This is a genomic window from Palleniella muris (genome assembly GCF_004792655.1).
GTDB classification, from domain to species: domain Bacteria; phylum Bacteroidota; class Bacteroidia; order Bacteroidales; family Bacteroidaceae; genus Prevotella; species Prevotella muris_A.
Genome location: NZ_SRZC01000006.1, coordinates 59,067 through 75,050 on the forward strand (window position 1 = coordinate 59,067; position 15,984 = coordinate 75,050).

Annotated in this window: 20 protein-coding genes; 7 read left to right on the forward strand and 13 right to left on the reverse strand. The window is 53.9% G+C overall.

Going from position 1 to position 15,984, the window contains the following annotated elements; translation table 11 throughout:
- Positions 1-3: 3 nt before the first annotated feature.
- From E5358_RS04820 to E5358_RS04855, 9 genes are read right to left on the reverse strand one after another with little or no spacing between them, the layout of a single operon-like run.
- On the reverse strand, positions 4-957 hold the full coding sequence (locus tag E5358_RS04820; RefSeq protein ID WP_135939133.1) for a hypothetical protein: 954 nt from the start codon (positions 955-957) through the stop codon (positions 4-6).
- Between the two features lie 4 nt (positions 958-961).
- On the reverse strand, positions 962-1,609 hold the full coding sequence (locus E5358_RS04825; RefSeq protein WP_135939134.1) for a DUF6046 domain-containing protein: 648 nt from the start codon (positions 1,607-1,609) through the stop codon (positions 962-964).
- Positions 1,606-3,363, reverse strand: coding sequence for a tape measure protein (locus tag E5358_RS04830; RefSeq protein WP_135939135.1), 1,758 nt, complete (start codon positions 3,361-3,363; stop codon positions 1,606-1,608). Before E5358_RS04830 ends, E5358_RS04825 begins: the two co-directional genes overlap by 4 nt.
- On the reverse strand, positions 3,347-3,472 hold the full coding sequence (locus tag E5358_RS15275; protein ID WP_277821161.1) for a hypothetical protein: 126 nt from the start codon (positions 3,470-3,472) through the stop codon (positions 3,347-3,349). Before E5358_RS15275 ends, E5358_RS04830 begins: the two co-directional genes overlap by 17 nt.
- A gap of 53 nt (positions 3,473-3,525) precedes the next feature.
- Positions 3,526-3,810, reverse strand: a complete 285-nt coding sequence (locus E5358_RS04835) for a hypothetical protein (RefSeq protein ID WP_135939136.1) — start codon at positions 3,808-3,810, stop codon at positions 3,526-3,528.
- Between the two features lie 46 nt (positions 3,811-3,856).
- The gene (locus E5358_RS04840) at positions 3,857-4,264 is read right to left on the reverse strand and encodes a hypothetical protein (protein ID WP_135939137.1); all 408 of its coding nucleotides are present in this window, start codon (positions 4,262-4,264) and stop codon (positions 3,857-3,859) included.
- Positions 4,265-4,276: 12 nt separating this feature from the next.
- Positions 4,277-5,470, reverse strand: a complete 1,194-nt coding sequence (locus E5358_RS04845) for a DUF2586 domain-containing protein (protein ID WP_135939138.1) — start codon at positions 5,468-5,470, stop codon at positions 4,277-4,279.
- 18 nt (positions 5,471-5,488) lie between these two features.
- A complete protein-coding gene (locus E5358_RS04850) occupies positions 5,489-6,391 on the reverse strand; it encodes a hypothetical protein (RefSeq protein ID WP_135939139.1) in 903 nt (300 codons plus the stop codon).
- A 17-nt stretch (positions 6,392-6,408) separates the two neighbouring features.
- Positions 6,409-7,512 carry a head maturation protease, ClpP-related gene (locus E5358_RS04855; RefSeq protein ID WP_135939140.1) on the reverse strand — a complete coding sequence of 368 codons (1,104 nt, stop codon included), beginning with the start codon at positions 7,510-7,512 and terminating at the stop codon, positions 6,409-6,411.
- A 173-nt stretch (positions 7,513-7,685) separates the two neighbouring features.
- On the opposite strand from E5358_RS04855, the gene E5358_RS04860 reads away from it, so the two are divergent.
- The 7 genes from E5358_RS04860 to E5358_RS04890 all read left to right on the forward strand — a co-directional run bounded on the left by E5358_RS04860 (position 7,686) and on the right by E5358_RS04890 (position 14,222).
- A complete protein-coding gene (locus tag E5358_RS04860) occupies positions 7,686-8,129 on the forward strand; it encodes a YfeC-like transcriptional regulator (RefSeq protein WP_135939141.1) in 444 nt (147 codons plus the stop codon).
- Positions 8,126-9,655: a hypothetical protein gene (locus E5358_RS04865; RefSeq protein ID WP_135939142.1), complete on the forward strand. Its 1,530-nt coding sequence runs from the start codon at positions 8,126-8,128 to the stop codon at positions 9,653-9,655. The genes E5358_RS04860 and E5358_RS04865 overlap by 4 nt, the downstream gene beginning before the upstream one ends.
- Before the next feature lies 1 nt (position 9,656).
- Positions 9,657-10,097: a phage protein Gp36 family protein gene (locus tag E5358_RS04870; protein ID WP_135939143.1), complete on the forward strand. Its 441-nt coding sequence runs from the start codon at positions 9,657-9,659 to the stop codon at positions 10,095-10,097.
- 155 nt (positions 10,098-10,252) lie between these two features.
- Positions 10,253-11,599 carry a phage portal protein family protein gene (locus E5358_RS04875; RefSeq protein ID WP_135939144.1) on the forward strand — a complete coding sequence of 449 codons (1,347 nt, stop codon included), beginning with the start codon at positions 10,253-10,255 and terminating at the stop codon, positions 11,597-11,599.
- Positions 11,600-11,688: 89 nt separating this feature from the next.
- The gene (locus E5358_RS04880) at positions 11,689-13,008 is read left to right on the forward strand and encodes a hypothetical protein (protein WP_135939145.1); all 1,320 of its coding nucleotides are present in this window, start codon (positions 11,689-11,691) and stop codon (positions 13,006-13,008) included.
- A 115-nt stretch (positions 13,009-13,123) separates the two neighbouring features.
- Positions 13,124-13,735, forward strand: a complete 612-nt coding sequence (locus E5358_RS04885) for a phage virion morphogenesis family protein (RefSeq protein WP_135939146.1) — start codon at positions 13,124-13,126, stop codon at positions 13,733-13,735.
- Positions 13,716-14,222 carry a hypothetical protein gene (locus tag E5358_RS04890; RefSeq protein ID WP_135939147.1) on the forward strand — a complete coding sequence of 169 codons (507 nt, stop codon included), beginning with the start codon at positions 13,716-13,718 and terminating at the stop codon, positions 14,220-14,222. The genes E5358_RS04885 and E5358_RS04890 overlap by 20 nt, the downstream gene beginning before the upstream one ends.
- On the opposite strand, the gene E5358_RS04895 is transcribed toward E5358_RS04890, so the two are convergent.
- The 4 genes from E5358_RS04895 to E5358_RS04910 all read right to left on the reverse strand — a co-directional run bounded on the left by E5358_RS04895 (position 14,140) and on the right by E5358_RS04910 (position 15,976).
- Positions 14,140-14,454 carry a transposase gene (locus E5358_RS04895; RefSeq protein WP_277821162.1) on the reverse strand — a complete coding sequence of 105 codons (315 nt, stop codon included), beginning with the start codon at positions 14,452-14,454 and terminating at the stop codon, positions 14,140-14,142. The genes E5358_RS04890 and E5358_RS04895 overlap by 83 nt on opposite strands.
- Before the next feature lie 137 nt (positions 14,455-14,591).
- Complete coding sequence (locus E5358_RS04900; protein WP_135939148.1) at positions 14,592-15,131, reverse strand: host-nuclease inhibitor Gam family protein; 540 nt, start codon at positions 15,129-15,131, stop codon at positions 14,592-14,594.
- Positions 15,132-15,315: 184 nt separating this feature from the next.
- The gene (locus tag E5358_RS04905; RefSeq protein ID WP_135939149.1) at positions 15,316-15,504 is read right to left on the reverse strand and encodes a hypothetical protein; all 189 of its coding nucleotides are present in this window, start codon (positions 15,502-15,504) and stop codon (positions 15,316-15,318) included.
- Positions 15,485-15,976 (reverse strand): hypothetical protein, encoded by a 492-nt coding sequence (locus E5358_RS04910; RefSeq protein ID WP_135939150.1) that lies wholly within the window; start codon positions 15,974-15,976, stop codon positions 15,485-15,487. The genes E5358_RS04905 and E5358_RS04910 overlap by 20 nt, the downstream gene beginning before the upstream one ends.
- Positions 15,977-15,984 lie beyond the last annotated feature (8 nt).

Here is a 15,984-nt window from a genome sequence, read left to right on the forward strand (position 1 = left end):
TTGTCAAGATATTCTGAACCCCAAATCAATTTTCCTTTTTCCTCCGTCCTTGCCGAAGGTTGTCGTCACACTTGTCACGAAATACGTGCCGTCCTTGTACGGATAGTCCTTGTCATGCAGCGTTACCATGTCAGCAGGACGGCACACCGGTATGAGCCAGCCTGTGATGCTGCCCTCATAACCGTCAAAAGTCCTGCGTTTTACTTCAAGTTCTCCGCGTGCCTTCATGCCCGCCTCGTCACTTGTTGGGCATCTGACCTCAACCCTTTCGCCTCCGGTGCTCCCGGCTTCCACCTCCTTGACAGTCCCATCCGGAAGGAGGGCTTTCACCACGACCTTGACCTTCTTTTCCGCAGCGCGGCGGTATGTGAGGTCTTCCTTCTCAACATTTATGGCAAGGTCGTAGAGCCGCTCATTGCCGATGGTCTCGCCGGGCGGATGCACATGCAGCGTGCCGTCACATATATATATGTCCGCACCGCATTCCTCCTGTATCTTTTTCAGGACATCGTATCCGGTCGCATCGTGTATGACAAACTTTCCATAAGTCCAGCTGTAGGAGCAGGCTATCTGTAAGCCAAGCCCGCAACCGCCAACTACCTTTTCAAGCAGAGCCGTAAGGCTGGTCTTTTTCAGGACCTCGTCAGGAATCTCTTTCCTGAAGAGGAACAGGTCGTCCTCACAGTAGAGCTTTATGCTGCCACCATCTGTCGATATACGTTGCAGCCATCCGCTGAACTCACGGACAAGTCCAGTCTCCTCATATCCGAACGATATGCAGACCTTGTCGCCTCGATGCAGCTTGTTCTCCACCTCAAGCGCATTGTTGTACTGTGCTGCAGGAAGCGTTACCACAGCCGTGTCGGCAAGAAGCTCCACGCTTTTGTGTACCTCAACATTGTCAAGCATCCCCAGCCTATAGCTGCCTATCCTTATGTCATATATCATTGTGTACATAGTCTCAGGTGTCAAGGTCGTCACGGCTCAGCAACAACTTGTATATGTCGTCACTGTATGCCGTGATAGTATAGTTCTGGTTCGCTGTGCCGGCGGTGAAAGGAAAGTCCCAGCTTTCTATGGCAAGCCGGCTGACGCCGAATATCTCCAGCAGCGGGCAAAGGGCCTTCACATGTCCAGCCTCACAGAAGCCTTTGAGCGTCGCCACGTCGGCTGCCGGGTATTTCCCGTTGTCGGACATGAGCACACCCTCTATCCTCACCGTATAGTCGTCCTGCGTCCACCTTTCCTTGATGCTGCCCTTCACGCTGCCTTTGCTGACATGGCGCCGTATCAGGATGTTCTGCCCGTTGACGCTCACCATCGGCTCGACGGGGAACAGCCACTCCTTGGCGCCTGACTTCTCCAGACAAAAGCGCAGGGGCATCACCATAGGCATGCCTGCAGCATTGGTGCGTATGACGTCCTCCAGTTCCTCGTCGCTCAACGCCTCCACATCGAAGCCCGAAGGGTCAGGGATGGTCTTGCCCCTGATGTAGCCGGTGTTCACGCCATGGAAGTCGTTCTCGCGGAAAAGAGAGTAAGGCGGTATCTTTGTAAGCCCCATGGCGCGCAGTGCCGCGTTCTCCAAAAGGAATCTCGTTGTCTTCATTGTTCTGTGCTTGTCGCTATTGCCAGTGACCTGTTTATGCTTTTCAGTATCACATGTTCAAGTTCCGCCGTGTCCATCCTGTCATTCATGGTGACATTTATGCTGTCGAAGAACTTGGAGATGTGCATGGTTATGCTCGTGTTCCTTGTACCGCCCATGGCAAGAGCCTCTGCGGTCTTGCCGTGACTGCCTCTTCCAGCCTTGCCATTGCCGGAGGATGCGGCGTTGAACACTGTCCCGTTTGATGCGCTGCCCTTTGTCCCAGGTGTAGAGATTGCCGCATTCTTTGCCACACTGTGCTTTTTAACCTTGCTCTGTATGGCGTAGTTCTTGTCGTACTCAGCCTTCACGCCGGAAGCCAGAGCTTTCGTGGATGCGAATGCCTTTTCCGCGCTTGTGACACCAGTAAGGTCCCTCACTCCGCTTGCGGCGCTCTGCCATGCCCCCTTGAAATCTCCTGAGAAGAGCTTTGATAACGCGGAGCCAAGTTTCCCGATGCCGCTCATGAAAGCCTTGATACGGTCAATGAGGTATAGCTTAATGATGTCGCCGAAGCCTTTCACCGTGTCCCACATGGTGAGAAGGAAGGCGCGGAAGCCGGCAAACTTGTTCCAGCAGTATACGACGGCAGCGACAAGACCGGTAATCAGTGTAATCACCAAACCGATAGGATTGGCGTTCATGGCTATGTTCACAAGCCATTGCACACCTTCCCATATTTTTGTAACAGCCGTGACCGCCTTGACTGCTCCTGTGAGTCCGAATATTGCAACAGTGTTGAGATTGAATGCGACGGTATCCACTGCAACGACAGCGGCGAGAAGCCCAAGTTCCTCCTTCCAGTCAATGAGAAAGCCGGCCACTTTGCCGGCCACCTTGAAAATACCCTGCATGGCTGACGCTACCGGCGGCACTATCATGATGAACAGGTCAAGCAGCCCGCTTATTACCGGCTTTATCTCCCCGAACATATCCACGGCAGCCTGCTGCACGTTGCCGGCGAGGGTCGAGAACTTGCCGCTGACGGTCTGGCTCAGCCTGTCGCTCATTCCCGCAAATGCCCCGCCTTCATCCGTGGCGTGCCGGATGGCTGCCGCCACGGCGTCAAGACCTATCTGTCCCTTGCCCATCATGTCCTGAAGCTCACTGTATGTCTTGCCGGTCATCTTCTCCAGTTCCTTGAGAGGGTTGAAGCCTGCATTGATGAACTGAAGGAGATCCTGCCCGCTCATCTTTCCCGCACTTGCCACCTGCCCGAAGACAAGTGACAGGCTGCCGAGTTTGTTCCTGTCACCGGCTGCGATGTCTCCCAGCTGTCTCAGGTAGCCGTTGACCTTGTCCGCCTCCACACCGAAGTTCAGCATGGTCTTGGTATTGTCCACAAGGTCAAGGTTGGAGTATGGCGTCTTTGCCGCGAAATCATTTATCTGCGCAAGGATGCCCGCCGCCTTCTCCTCGCTGCCGACAAGCGTCGTGAACGCCACAGAGGTCTGTTCCGCCTGTGCTCCGAGACTTGCGACGGCGCTTATCCCTGTACCTGCAAGAGTGTATGGGTTGGTCAGGAACTGCATGCCCGGCACGGACATCAGGGAGTTCCCGAAATTGGATATTGAGAAGGCATTGCGCAGGCGGACCCCGACAGAAGCCGCCTTGCGCGAGACAGTGTCCAGCTGATCGGAGGTGCGCCGCGCCACGTTGAGCACGTTGCCGCCGTCCGCCTGCAGTTTTATGAGAAATTTAAGAATGTTGTCCATTTGCAGCCTTCGCCTCCATTCGTCGGATGTCTATGAGATACCGGATAGTATGTGCCCACTCTTCGTCACTCAGTGTGTCGGGGTCCATGTGCATGTAATACCTCAGCATGGTGTTCAGGAACAGCACGTCCCCGTCCTCCGCCCCCGGAACCTCCGCATCCGCTAAAGTTTTTTTATCTGTGCCTCCTTTATTTTCATGACCTCCTCCAGCTTTGGGATTACAGGGAGGAAGTACTCATCATCCTCCTGTATCGCCGTGTCACCGTCAACCCACAACTGGCGGAGCATCGTCTCGCTCATCTTTATAGGGTCCTTTATCACACTGAGGTAGCTCAAGTCCTTGCGTGTCGGCTTGCGCACTATGCAGCTCTTGCCGCCCACTTCTATCTCAAAGATGTCCCCGTGCTTCTTCTTCCATGCGGAGACCTGTTCTTTCGTGTAAACCATTTTCAATTGCTTTTTGATTGTTGTCTGAATGCCGTTCGTACAGTGTTCAGGCTGTCTTCCTGTTGGTGAAGAGGAACGGCAGCGTTTTTTCCTGGAACTTGTCGCCCTGCTTCCACTCGGTGTTGTCCTCAGTGAATTCGCAGCCGACAATCATGTCCGTCGTTATCACGTCGCCCTTTGTCGGGTTGCCGTAGGAGACGACCATGTCGAAGCTCGCGTCAAGGATGTCTCCGCCGCAAGCCTGCCGCAAAGCCTCATACTCGGACTGCAGGAGCGTAATCTCGCCCTCGTAGCTCTTGTTGCCGCGCTGTATGCTGTGCGGCTTGTTGCCCTTTGCATGCAGCAGCTCCTTCTCCTGCTTCGCGCTGTATTTCACGCCGCGAAGCCCTGTTATGGGACGGCCCGCCAGAACGACGCTGACGTCCGCCCATTCGTATTCTCTTGTATTGAACATATTGCTGTCTTTTTATGATGCCGACGTCACCAGGAATCCAAGGTCGACATCTATATAGCGCGCATAGCCGTGCGGGCGCACCTTGACCTGCACTTTGATGCGTGACGTGGCGGCAATGTCCTGCTTCTCGTCGATGTGGCACTTGCAGCCTTCACCGCTTGCGTCCGCACTCAGCTCGCCGTTTGCGGTCATCAGCCTGTTAAGGGCATTCTCGAACGCCTGCTGCCAGCTCTTCACGACGCCCAGCGACATCGTGCCGTCGTCGTTAAGCTCTATCTCGTCGAGCAGGAAATCCAATGCTGTGTCATACACGACCCTGTACGCCTTGTCTATCACGCGCCGCATGGCAAGGTGCGCATAATCGTCCGTAATGTCACATGCCATGCAGTCGTCTGTGAAGAAATATCCGCTCCTGCCGACATATTTGCGTGGTGTGATATACCCTTTTGAGTATATCTCCGCCACGGCGCTGCCGCTCTCATCCACTTTCCTGCCGCCGATGAACATCTCCAAAGGGAAGAGGCTGCCGTCCTTTACGCGACCGATGTTGCGGTGCACAGGCACGGAGGCTGTACGCCCCAGCAATGTGCCGACGCATGCACCCTTGCCGTCCTGCAGCGTGTCACCGATCAGCACGCATACGCGGTTATAGTCCTCCTGTGTCAAATCCTTCAGGCTCTTCGGCGAACTGTAGCTGCGCCCCTCAATAACCATGAAGAGCGGGGCATAAAGCTCTGTGGTGCTCCATTCCGCAAGCTGCTGCGCTTTGGGGAGGGCGGCGTACACATCGGCGGCAAGGCCTTCGGAACCGGCGGCACCGTCACCGACATTGGCGATGCCGATGCCGCGAAGTGCACCGTTCTGCCTTGTTATAAGGTCACGTATGAAACCCTTGCCGCTTTCGGTGTAGTCGCAGAGGGCAGCCATCGTCTCACCGGTGGAAACCGGATACAGGACAAGCCTTGTGCCGTTGCCTGCCTCGTCGTAGAACTCCCTCACATGCTTGTGCAGCGCAGCGTTGTTCCCTGCTGTCACGCCAAGGGCGGTGAGGTCATCCATGCCGCTTATGGTGTACGGCTCGTTGAGTGCCATGGTGTCCCCGACAGCCTCCGCGCCGCACACAAGGGCCATAAGCCCGTCGGGACTCTCACCGACGGTGCCCAACTGGCCGTTAAGGAATTGTATCTTTACTCTTGGAAGTTGCATGATGATTCTTTTTTTGCGTTAACCCGCTGCCTCTACCAGTGCAGCCACACCCTTCTTGTCATAACGGCGGTACTTGCCGCCTGAACGCATCAGGAAGGAATAGATGTCGCCATAATACTGAGGGTTGTCCATGGAGTCGAACATCTTGACCTCGCCCTGCGCGCGGCTCACGCACTGCTCCTGCCATGCAAGGCCTGCGGCACACTCTCCTACGACAGCGTCCTTCTCCCATTCAAGGAGGGTGTTGCCGTCGGCTGCCATGCGGAGAACCTGGCTGCGCTCCATGATATGGAAGCTGAACAGCTGTCCGAGGATGCCTTTCTCCGTGTCGGCGGAGTTCTGGAACGCCCAAAGCTCTTTCTCTGAAAGGTCGGCTATAAGGTCAGAATACATCACACTGTCAAGCAGGAGGTAGCGGCCGTCCTTGGCGACATTGTCCTTGTTGAAGAGAATCATCAGTTCAAGGATGTCATCCTTCGTCACCTTCTTGCGCTTGCCGCTTGCTGTCCCGCTTGTGTGCGCGTCACGCGCCTCGCCGGAGGTCTTCACGATGTTGCCGCCGGTGAACCATTTGTAGAGAAGGTTCTGCTGCGCATTGCTCCTTAACGCCTCACGGTCGTTGGCAAGCACACTGTTGCGCTTGTCGTAGCTGAGCTCCACAGTCTCGATATGCGGAATGTATATCGGGTCTGTCGTCAGCTCGTCAAGGTCGTAGGTGAGGTCGTTGTCCGTGCACTTCGTCACATCCGCAGGCACCTTTGAGCGGTTTATCTGCACCTTCGAAGGCGCACCGGCGTTAGGGATGTGCACGGTGTGGTAGTTGACGAACGCGGAGTCATCAACACTCTTGACAGCGAATGAGTCGTCAGGATAAAAGTTCTCCTGGATGTCGCTGAGCCAGATTTCTTTGTTTAATGCCATTTTCTTTATGTGTTTTGTTAGTTCTTGTATTCAATGCCGAACTTGTCCTTGTACTTGACCGCGAAGAGCGCTGGGTTCTCGGATTTGAGCGAGGCAAGCATCCCGGCACGGTCAAGCTCGTCCCAGGACTTGCCTTCGAAGCCGCTGCCGCTGCCACGGTCTATGAAGTCTGCGGCACGGCGTGTCTCCTTGCGTGCCTGCATGCTGTTTATGAACTCTTCCGCGGCGGTGCGGTCGCTTGCCATGAGCTTCTTCATCAAGGGGAGCTGCTCCTTGCCGATCTTGCCGTCGGCAACCGCCCGGTTGAGGAAATTGTCCGCATCCTTCTCCTGAAGCTCCGCAATCTGAGCCTTGTATGCCTCGTTAGCTTGCCGGAGGGCTTCAGCGCCTGTCGCCTTGCTCTCCAACGATTTGATGTGCGCCACGATGGCGCCGGCATCCGCCTTGTCTGAAAAGGACGGGATTGCCCTGATGTCGTCTATTAATGCCATTTCATTGTCGTTTTTGGGCTCAAAGCAGAGCCTGTTATTGAAATAATGATAAATCTCCTCGTCTGTCTCCGGTCTGCCTTCATCGTCCTGCATGTCGTAGACACTGTCGGCAAGCCCCATATCCAGAGCCTCGCCGGCGGTGAGCCAGTGGTCTGCACCGTCAAAGTATTTCTCAAGGACATCAGCAGGCTCCATGCCGCAGCGCCCCGCAATCATCTCCGCAAGGTCCTTCTGCAGACGTTCCATCTGGTCGGCAGTCTGGCGGAGGACGGAGGCATTGCCCCAGGTGCCGCCGCTCACACTGTGAAGCATAAGTTTCGCGTATGGGCTCATGTGGAGGGGCTTTCCGCAAAGGGCAATGATGGCGGCGATGCTTGCCGCGAGTCCGTCAACGTATATTGCAATCTCACTCTTCGACCGGCGGAGGGTGTTGTATATCGCCATGCCGCTGAACACATCACCTCCACGGCTGTTGATGCGCACATCGATGCGCCTGTACCGCGACTGCAGGGAAAGCAGCTCGCTCACGATGCGCCCGCTCTCCACCTTGTCGCCTTCACCGATGTCTCCATACAGAAGGATGGTGGCGCGGTCCTCTTCCGGGATTATGTTAAAGAACTGTCTGGTCATGTCATGCTATGTTTTGGCTGCAAAGTTCACTAAAAAAAACGACACTGCAAAACGCTGTTTCCGTCATGTGCTTCACCGTGGACATGTTGTATCTCACCGGGTCAAACAGAAAAACATGGTTTTGTTTTATCGCTGAATATTAGGAACTTTGCACTGATTTTTAGAAAAAGCACATGACAAAGACAAACATCGACAGAAAGGACATCGCCAAGTCCCTGTACCTCAACGGCAGCTTCACGCAGGAGGAGATTGCCGGGAAGGTGGGGACGACGCGGCAGACGGTGGCAAGGTGGGTGAAGGACGGTGGTTGGGAGGAACTGAAGGCATCCCGCACAATCACACCGGCACAGATACTTGCCGGGCTGAACCGCCAGATAGTGGAGATTAACAACAACATCAACGGGCGTGAGGAGGGAAAGAGGTTCGCCACAGTCGCAGAGGCGGACACGCTCGCAAAGCTCGCGTCAGCAATAAAGAAGATTGAGAATGATGCGGGCATCGCCGACATCGTCAACGTGGCGATACGCTTCACGAACTGGCTGCGCCCGCTTGACCTTGACATGGCAAAGAGGTTCAACGACCTCCTCGACACATTCCTTAAAGAGCAGATGAGATGACACAGGAAGAGAAAAAAGCCCTGCAACGCTGGGCGGAACACCACAAGGCGCTCGCCGCGGACATCCCCGTCGATGACGGGCTGTCGGCAAGGGAAATAGAGAAGAAGCGGGCGGAGCTGGAGAAGGACCCTGTGGAATGGATAAGGTACTTTTTCCCGAAATACGCAAAATATGGCTTCGCGCCGTTCCACATCCGCGCCATCAACCGCATAACAAGGAACAGCGAGTGGTATGAGGTCCTTTCATGGAGCCGTGAGCTTGCAAAGTCCACCGTTGCGATGTTCATCATCATGTACCTTACACTGACAAGGAAAAAGCGCTTCGTCGCACTCGCCTCCGCAACAGAGACTGCAGCGATAAGACTGCTCGCACCATACAAGCTGAATTTCGAGAACAACCCGCGCCTGAAGCAGTTCTACGGCAGCCAGGTGACATTGGGCGCATGGACGGAGAAGGACTTCACCACCCAATGCGGAGCGAAGTTCGTAGCCCTCGGTGCCGGCTCAGCCCCGCGCGGCGCCCGTAACGAGGAGGTGCGCCCGGACATAATATATATGGACGACTACGACACCGACGAGGACTGCCGCAACCCTGAGACGCTGAAAAAGAAATGGGAATGGTTCGAGGGCGCGCTTTATCCGACACGCTCCATCTCCGAGCCGACACTCGTCCTGTGGTGCGGCAACATCATAGCAAAGGACTGCTGCATAAAACGTGCCGGAGAACACGCAAGGCACTGGGACATCGTCAACATACGCGGAAAGGACGGCAAGTCGACATGGCCGCAGAAGAACACGGAGGAGCAGATTGACACCGTGCTGTCAAACATCTCGGCGCGCAGTGCGCAGGCGGAGTACTTCAACAACCCGGTGTCGGAAGGGACTGTCTTCAAGAACCTGCCGTTCGGCAAAGTCCCGCCATTGGGGAAGTTCCCATTCCTCGTGGTATATGGCGACCCGGCATATTCCGACTCACGCAAGAAGGCGAGCTCCACAAAGGCGGTCTTCCTCATCGGCAGGCTGAAAGGGGTGTACTACATAATCAAGGGCTTCCTTGCCCGTGAGCTGAACGCAGTGTTCATATCCTGGTACTTCGACCTCGTGGACTATGTCGGAGGCAGGACAAACGTGTACTGCTACATGGAGAACAACAAGCTGCAGGACCCGTTCTTCGAGCAGGTGTTCAAGCCGCTGCTCCGTGAGGAGATAAGGAAAAGAGGCAGGGAGCTCCATATCCGTGGCGACGAGCGCAGGAAGACGGACAAGGCGACACGTATCGAGGCGAACCTTGAACCTATTGACCGGAACGGAGCTTGGGTGTTCAACGAGGAGGAAAGGGACAACCCGCACATGCAGGAACTCATCAGCCAATTCAGGATGTTCGAGATGCACCTTCCATACAATGCCGACGGACCTGACTGCATAGAGGGAGGAATGACCATCATCAGCCAAAAGACTGCGGAGATGCTGCCGACAGAGTTCATCACTTACCGCGAACTTAACGAAAACAACAAATACAGGATGTAACATGGACAATTTCATCGAAACAACCGACTACGACGCGACAATACACCGCGAGATACTTGACGCGCTGCTGCGCAAGGATGCGCCGACCTACGACCCGCAGATAGTGGAAATCTGCGAGGACCGCGCCGTCGCCGAGATGCGCTCTTACCTTAACAAGAGCTATGACTGTGACAGGATATTCGCCGCCACAGGCACAGAGCGCCACCCGCTCATACTCATGTTCGCCATCGACATCACCGTCTACCACATCTTCTGCCAGCACAACCCTTACAAGATGGCGAAAATACGTCAGGACCGCTACGACCGCGCGATAGAGTGGCTGAAGGGCATCATGAAGGGCGACATCACAATTGACGGGGCGCCGATGCTGGAGGACGATGCCAAAGCGGACAACTCGCCATGGCAGATTCTCGCAGACACCTTGAGGCCGGCTTTCAGATGAGCAGGACAGCACGCTGTCATTCCGCAAAACAAACGGTGCCCTTTCACCATGCGAAGCGTTATCTTTCACCATATAAAGCGTTACGCTTTGCAGCATAAAGTGACACCTTTTATTTCGTCATCCAAAAGTCTTTGACTAACAAGCATATACAGACAATGAAAAAGAAAAGCAAGAAGCTCTCGGAAGAGAGGCACATAAAGCAGGGAGGGATGCGCACGCAGCAGGGTGAGCGTATGCCCGACATCGTCCTGCAGATGCCGGAGATTTTCCTCTTCGACATGAACGCGTACATGAACGCCGTCACACAGGCGAAAAGCATAGACTACTCATGCCGCACAAGGCTCTACGACATGTATGAGTCGGCAATGCTTGACCTTCATCTCTCAGGGGTGCTCGACAAACGTCTCAGGGGTGTCACACGGCTGCCGATACAGTTCGTGCGCGACGGCGTGCCTGACGAGACAGTGAACTCACAGCTCCGCTCGCCATGGTTCAAGAGACTGTGCAAAGACCTCATCATGTCTGAGTTCTGGGGATTCACGCTCGTGCAGTTCTACCTTGACGACGACGGAAGCATACAGTATGACCTCATAGACCGGAAGCATTATGACCCGGTGCGCAAGAGAATCCTCAAGTTCCAGAACGACCAGGACGGCATCCCTGCCGGGGAGTTCCCGGACATGATGTTCGTAGGCTCGGAAAGAGGGCTGGGAATATTCGCGGAACTGATGCCGGCTGTCCTTTACAAACGCGGGAACATGGCGGACTGGGCGCAGTTCTGCAACATCTTCGGCATGCCGATACGAGAGTACACATACGATGCCGGGGACGAAATGGCACGACGCAGGCTCCTTGCCGACGCAAGAAGCCAGGGCACGAATGCGGTGTACATCCACCCGAAGGACTCCGACCTCACGCTCATTGAATCGGGGAACAAGACAGGCTCGTCAGACCTCTACAAGACTTTCGCCGACTACTGGGACAGCAAGATTTCCATACGCGTGCTTGGCAATACCCTTACGACAGATGCCAGAGATACAGGAACACAGGCTCTGGGGACAGTGCACAAGGAAGAGGAGGACGACATGAAGGCGGACGACCGCAACTTTATCCTTGATGTGCTCAACTATGACATGAGACCAATCTTTGCGGACCTCGGCTTCAACGTTGACGGCGGAGAGTTCGTCTATATCGAAAAAGAGAAAATGGACCCGGCACAACGGCTGGAAATAGTGCAAGGGCTGAAAAACATGGGGCTGCCGATGGATGATGACTGGCTGTACGAGACCTTCAGCATCGAGAAGCCGAAGGACTACGACCGGCAGAAAGCCATGGCGGAGGAACGCAAGGATATGCTCCGCAAGGCTCTTGAAGACAACGGCAATGAGAACGGGACGGAAGGGAAAGACCATTTGAACACCAATCGGACGCCGTTCAAAAACATCCTGAGCCGTTTTTTCGGAGTCGCCCCGCAGCAACACGGGGCGGACACCGAATTCTGATTGACACGCTCTACTATGGCGATGGCAATGATGCACGGTTCCAAAACTCCGCACCGCTGCGCTTCGACGGCAATATCCTGAAAATGTTCATGGAGAGGCTGTACCGCGAAGAGGGTGCGGAATCCGCCGTTGACAAGGGACTGTGGCGAGAGATACTCCGGATAATCAACGAAGGCACTGTGGAAGGACTGTCACAGGCTGCCGCACCGCCTGCTCATGATGAGCAGTTCTACCGTGAGCTGCGACACTCAAATGAGGTGTTCGCCGCATTCAAGGCGCACACCATGGCGGACGAGATGGCAGCGAAACTCTATGATGCAGGAGGTCACCTGAAACCTTTCCGCATTTGGGAAAGGGATGTAAGTTCCATAAAGAGCCATCAGGTGGGCTCATGGCTGCGCACGGAGTATGACACAGCAGTAATCCGCGCGCACAACGCCGCCGACTGGAGGGAGTTCGAGCGCAACAAGGATGTCATGCCTAACCTCCGGTGGATGCCTACGACATCGCCGGAACCGGACAGCGTGCACAGCCGGTACTGGAAGGCAAGGCTCACACTGCCTGTCGGTCATCCGTTCTGGGACATGCACCGCCCGGGTGACCGCTGGAACTGCAAGTGCTCTCTCGAGGCGACGGACGAGCCGGCAACTCCGGAGGCTCTGGACGGCATGGAGGATGTGAAGCCGCAGCGCGGACTGGAGAACAATCCGGGAAAGGACGGGCATACGTTCTCTGACTCGCACCCGTATTTCCCGAAGGACTGCAGACACTGCTTCGCATACAGGAACAGCGGATTCAAAAACAGGCTCAAAGGATGGTTCAAGAACCAACAGAAAGACTGCTACAACTGTCAAGATATAGACAATCTCATACAGTCAAACATTAGAAGTTTAAAAGAACTGGTAGATGTGGAGCCACCATATGTATCTACATATACAACATCAAATGGAGGTAATATTTTTACAAGCCCATACCATGGAGAAGATGAAAAGGATGAGAATGTTAGGCTTGCAGTATTTATCCATGAAAAATTAGGTAAAAAAGTTTATCTATTACCAAGACTGGATCCTAAGAATGCAGAACAAGCTGCGTTGCGTCCTATATTGCACCCTGATGGTGTGATTCCGAATAAGAATCCTGATTATATGATTGGTGGTCTGTTATTTGATGGCAAAAGCATGATGAATGTTGAACAGAGTGGCAATACCGATAAATACCATGAAGCCATATTAAACCGTGTGAAAGCGGCAAAAAGACAAGCAGATAATGCAATTTTGGAAATTCCACCATTCATTTCAAGAAGGATAATAAACAACACTATTGGAGGGTTCCTTAAGCAATCACATAAAAACCGTATTATTATAGTAAAACACGGAGAAAAATGTTATATTTATAAAAAACGGGGCTAAAAAGCCCCATTGGAGGTATAGGCCATTAAACACGTGAATGTAAAGTTGACCGATACCACCACAAAGGTACAAAAAATATTTGAATCACCAAATAATTATGCAATAAAATATTATTATGGACGCAAAAAACATAGAAAAGCACATTCAGCGTGCCAAAAAGGATATTGAGAAGGAGGTTTGTGACCGCCTTCCGCGCAAAGTGGGCACGATAGCCGTCAACCATTTCAAGCAGAATTTCCGCGACGGAGGATGGCTTGACGGCGGCCGGCACCCATGGAAGCGGACAAAGAGGCAGGACGCCGGCACCTCCGATGCCAGATACGGACCACTGACATCAAGGCGGAACCACCTCATGCGCTCCATACAGGCGCGCCCGTCTCCCGGCATGGTGTCCATAGAGAACCCTGTGCCGTATGCCGCAATGCACAACGATGGCGGAGACATACAGACAACCGTCACAAAGAAAATGCGCAAGTACGCATGGCGCATGGCCTATTCCCTCGCAGGAGTGAAAGGCAAAGGCAGGAAGCTCCCGAAGGAACTGCCCCGGGAGGCGGAAAAATGGAAAGGGCTTGCGCTGACAAGGAAGAAGCGCCTTACTGTGCATATCCCGCAGCGACGGTTCATGGGCGACTCGCAGGAGCTGCGCATGAAAATCAACAAGACTATCAATGAATCACTGGACAAAATAAAAAGCAAACTGACAAATGGAACACCTTCTTCATAAACTTGTCATCCACATAAAGGAGAGCATGCCGTCGCTCTCCCTTGTGGACGAGGACTACGGACAGCTGGAGGCGCTTGACAAGGACAACATCGACATGTACCCTCTGACCTTCCCCGCCGTCCTCATCGATGCGCCGGAGTGCGACTGGTCAGACATCGCCGGCAAAAGCCAGAAAGGAACGGCAAAGGTCGGCGTGAAGCTCATCATCGACTGCTACGATGACACGCACTGCAACTCGGGGACAACGGACGCCATACTCGCACGTGCCGAAATGGTGGCGGAACTCCACAGGCAGCTGCAAGGCTTCCGCCCTGTCGATGAAGGGGGACTGGACCGCGAGAAGTCACGGTTCTACACATGGAACCATGGCATAAAGGTCTATGAGGCGGTCTACTCCGTGCCCGTCACTGAGGAAATCCGGGAAACAGAGGCATATCCGGGACAGGAGCGTCTGAAGGTGTCGCTTTCCGCCGGGCTGTACCCTTGAAGCCTGTGAACAGGGGCTTCTCTATCTGCCTGCCCTCGACAGTGGCACCCTCCTGTATCATCCTGCGGACAACCTGCATGACACGTCCCTCCGAGACGAAGAACTCCTCCTCGCTCAGCTTCCTTATAGCGTCATCAAAACGCAGGCGGCGGACTTCCGTCCAATAAAAGTACCTTTCAAACATCCTGCGGTCACGCGCGGCGACCAGGACCTTGCTTCTTCCTCGCTTCATAACTGCAAAGATAGCAAAAATAATACATACCGGCAAACATAAAATGAGGCACTCCGTAAGGAATGCCTCATTTTATGTTAACAGTTTATACAAAAGTTCCTACATACCCACCTTCTCCGGCTTCTTCACCTTCTGAATCATAACGGCGTGTCCTCCTTCTTCGGCTCCACATAGAAACTCTCATCCTGCACCACCTGGATGCCGCACTCCGCCATACGCTCCGCCATCGTCGCAATGCCCTCGCCAAAAACATAGTTCTTGTCTGCCAAAAGCTTGTCCTTCGCAATCTCTTCCGTCTGACGGACATAGTCGGGAAGGAACTTCCTCACCAGCTGCAACGCACTCGCCCAGGTGAAACCTTTCAGGGTCTTCAACTTCGGCGTACCGGTCCTGAAGCCTATCACGCCATGAGTCATGTCAAGGCTCTTCCTCTTTGCGAACAACTCCGACTGGTTCTCTGTCGCGAAAGCCTGCAGGGTGTCGAAAGCGACAGCCTTCTCCTCCTCCAGCTCCGCCAGACGGCCGGCATACTTCTCACGGATTCTCGCACACTGCAGCTCTATGTCCGCAGTAATCTTTGAACTCTGGGCATCTGCCTTCGCATAGCTTGCGAATGCGTCCTCTGCCATCTCCCTGCTAACGCCTGTCACCAGGACTTTCTTTGCTCTTTTTGCCATAATGTTGTCTGTTTTTATTTGTTGTTAAGCCAAATTTCGTAAGCTCAACTCGCAACCCGCTTGAGGTTCATTAGGCCGTTTGTTTTAGGTTTCAGGGGGGATTGCCACAGTAACCGCAAACCCATAACCTACAACCACAAACCTCACTGACCATCAAACTTGAGCACTTGCGAAAGTTGAATTGTTAATACTCGTCTTCATCCACCCCTTGGGTGTATTGTGTAATCTCTATGTGGCACTCTATCTCATGCTCAAGCTCCTCAAGCAGCTCAAGATAACGCTCGCCGTCAAGTCCCTTTGCCTCCGCAGTATCAAAGATGTACTGCATTATGCGTCTCACCGTTTCTTTCATGTCAGTTACTGTATTTGTCATCAATGTTTATCGGTATAATGAATGCCATACCACCTCCCTGTCCACTGTCCTGCCCCTGAGGCTTGAGCCCGCCCTTGCGCTCTATGCTGCGCAGCTTCACGCTCAAGGCGTCAAGCTCCTCCACCGTCAGAGGATAAAAGTCCTTGCCGCATATCCGCGCGTCACGGCACAAGGCGTTCACCCTTGACCAGTCCGTGGTGTCGACACCCAACTTCTGCATAAGTTTCAGACAGACACTGCGCTTTTTTCTCACTTTATGCTTCAAGGAAACCTCGTCGATGACACTCAGCTCACGCTCAAGGCTCGCGCACAACGCCTCATATTCCGACTCCCTGATATATCTCAGTTCATCAGTCCTGCCGTTCGTGTACTGGCTTACAAGCCCTCTCCGCAACTCATCACGGTCACCTATGTAAGCCAGACGCTTGAACAGACCGAAAAACCGCTTGAAATTAAAAACCTCCTGCTCCATGCTATAAG

Coding starts and splice junctions, on each gene's coding strand:
- E5358_RS04820 (WP_135939133.1), bottom strand. CDS start 957: ATGTACACAATGATATATGACATAAGGATAGGCAGCTATAGGCTGGGG.
- E5358_RS04825 (WP_135939134.1), bottom strand. CDS start 1,609: ATGAAGACAACGAGATTCCTTTTGGAGAACGCGGCACTGCGCGCCATG.
- E5358_RS04830 (WP_135939135.1), bottom strand. CDS start 3,363: ATGGACAACATTCTTAAATTTCTCATAAAACTGCAGGCGGACGGCGGC.
- E5358_RS15275 (WP_277821161.1), bottom strand. CDS start 3,472: ATGCTGAGGTATTACATGCACATGGACCCCGACACACTGAGTGACGAA.
- E5358_RS04835 (WP_135939136.1), bottom strand. CDS start 3,810: ATGGTTTACACGAAAGAACAGGTCTCCGCATGGAAGAAGAAGCACGGG.
- E5358_RS04840 (WP_135939137.1), bottom strand. CDS start 4,264: ATGTTCAATACAAGAGAATACGAATGGGCGGACGTCAGCGTCGTTCTG.
- E5358_RS04845 (WP_135939138.1), bottom strand. CDS start 5,470: ATGCAACTTCCAAGAGTAAAGATACAATTCCTTAACGGCCAGTTGGGC.
- E5358_RS04850 (WP_135939139.1), bottom strand. CDS start 6,391: ATGGCATTAAACAAAGAAATCTGGCTCAGCGACATCCAGGAGAACTTT.
- E5358_RS04855 (WP_135939140.1), bottom strand. CDS start 7,512: ATGACCAGACAGTTCTTTAACATAATCCCGGAAGAGGACCGCGCCACC.
- E5358_RS04860 (WP_135939141.1), top strand. CDS start 7,686: ATGACAAAGACAAACATCGACAGAAAGGACATCGCCAAGTCCCTGTAC.
- E5358_RS04865 (WP_135939142.1), top strand. CDS start 8,126: ATGACACAGGAAGAGAAAAAAGCCCTGCAACGCTGGGCGGAACACCAC.
- E5358_RS04870 (WP_135939143.1), top strand. CDS start 9,657: ATGGACAATTTCATCGAAACAACCGACTACGACGCGACAATACACCGC.
- E5358_RS04875 (WP_135939144.1), top strand. CDS start 10,253: ATGAAAAAGAAAAGCAAGAAGCTCTCGGAAGAGAGGCACATAAAGCAG.
- E5358_RS04880 (WP_135939145.1), top strand. CDS start 11,689: ATGGAGAGGCTGTACCGCGAAGAGGGTGCGGAATCCGCCGTTGACAAG.
- E5358_RS04885 (WP_135939146.1), top strand. CDS start 13,124: ATGGACGCAAAAAACATAGAAAAGCACATTCAGCGTGCCAAAAAGGAT.
- E5358_RS04890 (WP_135939147.1), top strand. CDS start 13,716: ATGGAACACCTTCTTCATAAACTTGTCATCCACATAAAGGAGAGCATG.
- E5358_RS04895 (WP_277821162.1), bottom strand. CDS start 14,454: ATGAAGCGAGGAAGAAGCAAGGTCCTGGTCGCCGCGCGTGACCGCAGG.
- E5358_RS04900 (WP_135939148.1), bottom strand. CDS start 15,131: ATGGCAAAAAGAGCAAAGAAAGTCCTGGTGACAGGCGTTAGCAGGGAG.
- E5358_RS04905 (WP_135939149.1), bottom strand. CDS start 15,504: ATGACAAATACAGTAACTGACATGAAAGAAACGGTGAGACGCATAATG.
- E5358_RS04910 (WP_135939150.1), bottom strand. CDS start 15,976: ATGGAGCAGGAGGTTTTTAATTTCAAGCGGTTTTTCGGTCTGTTCAAG.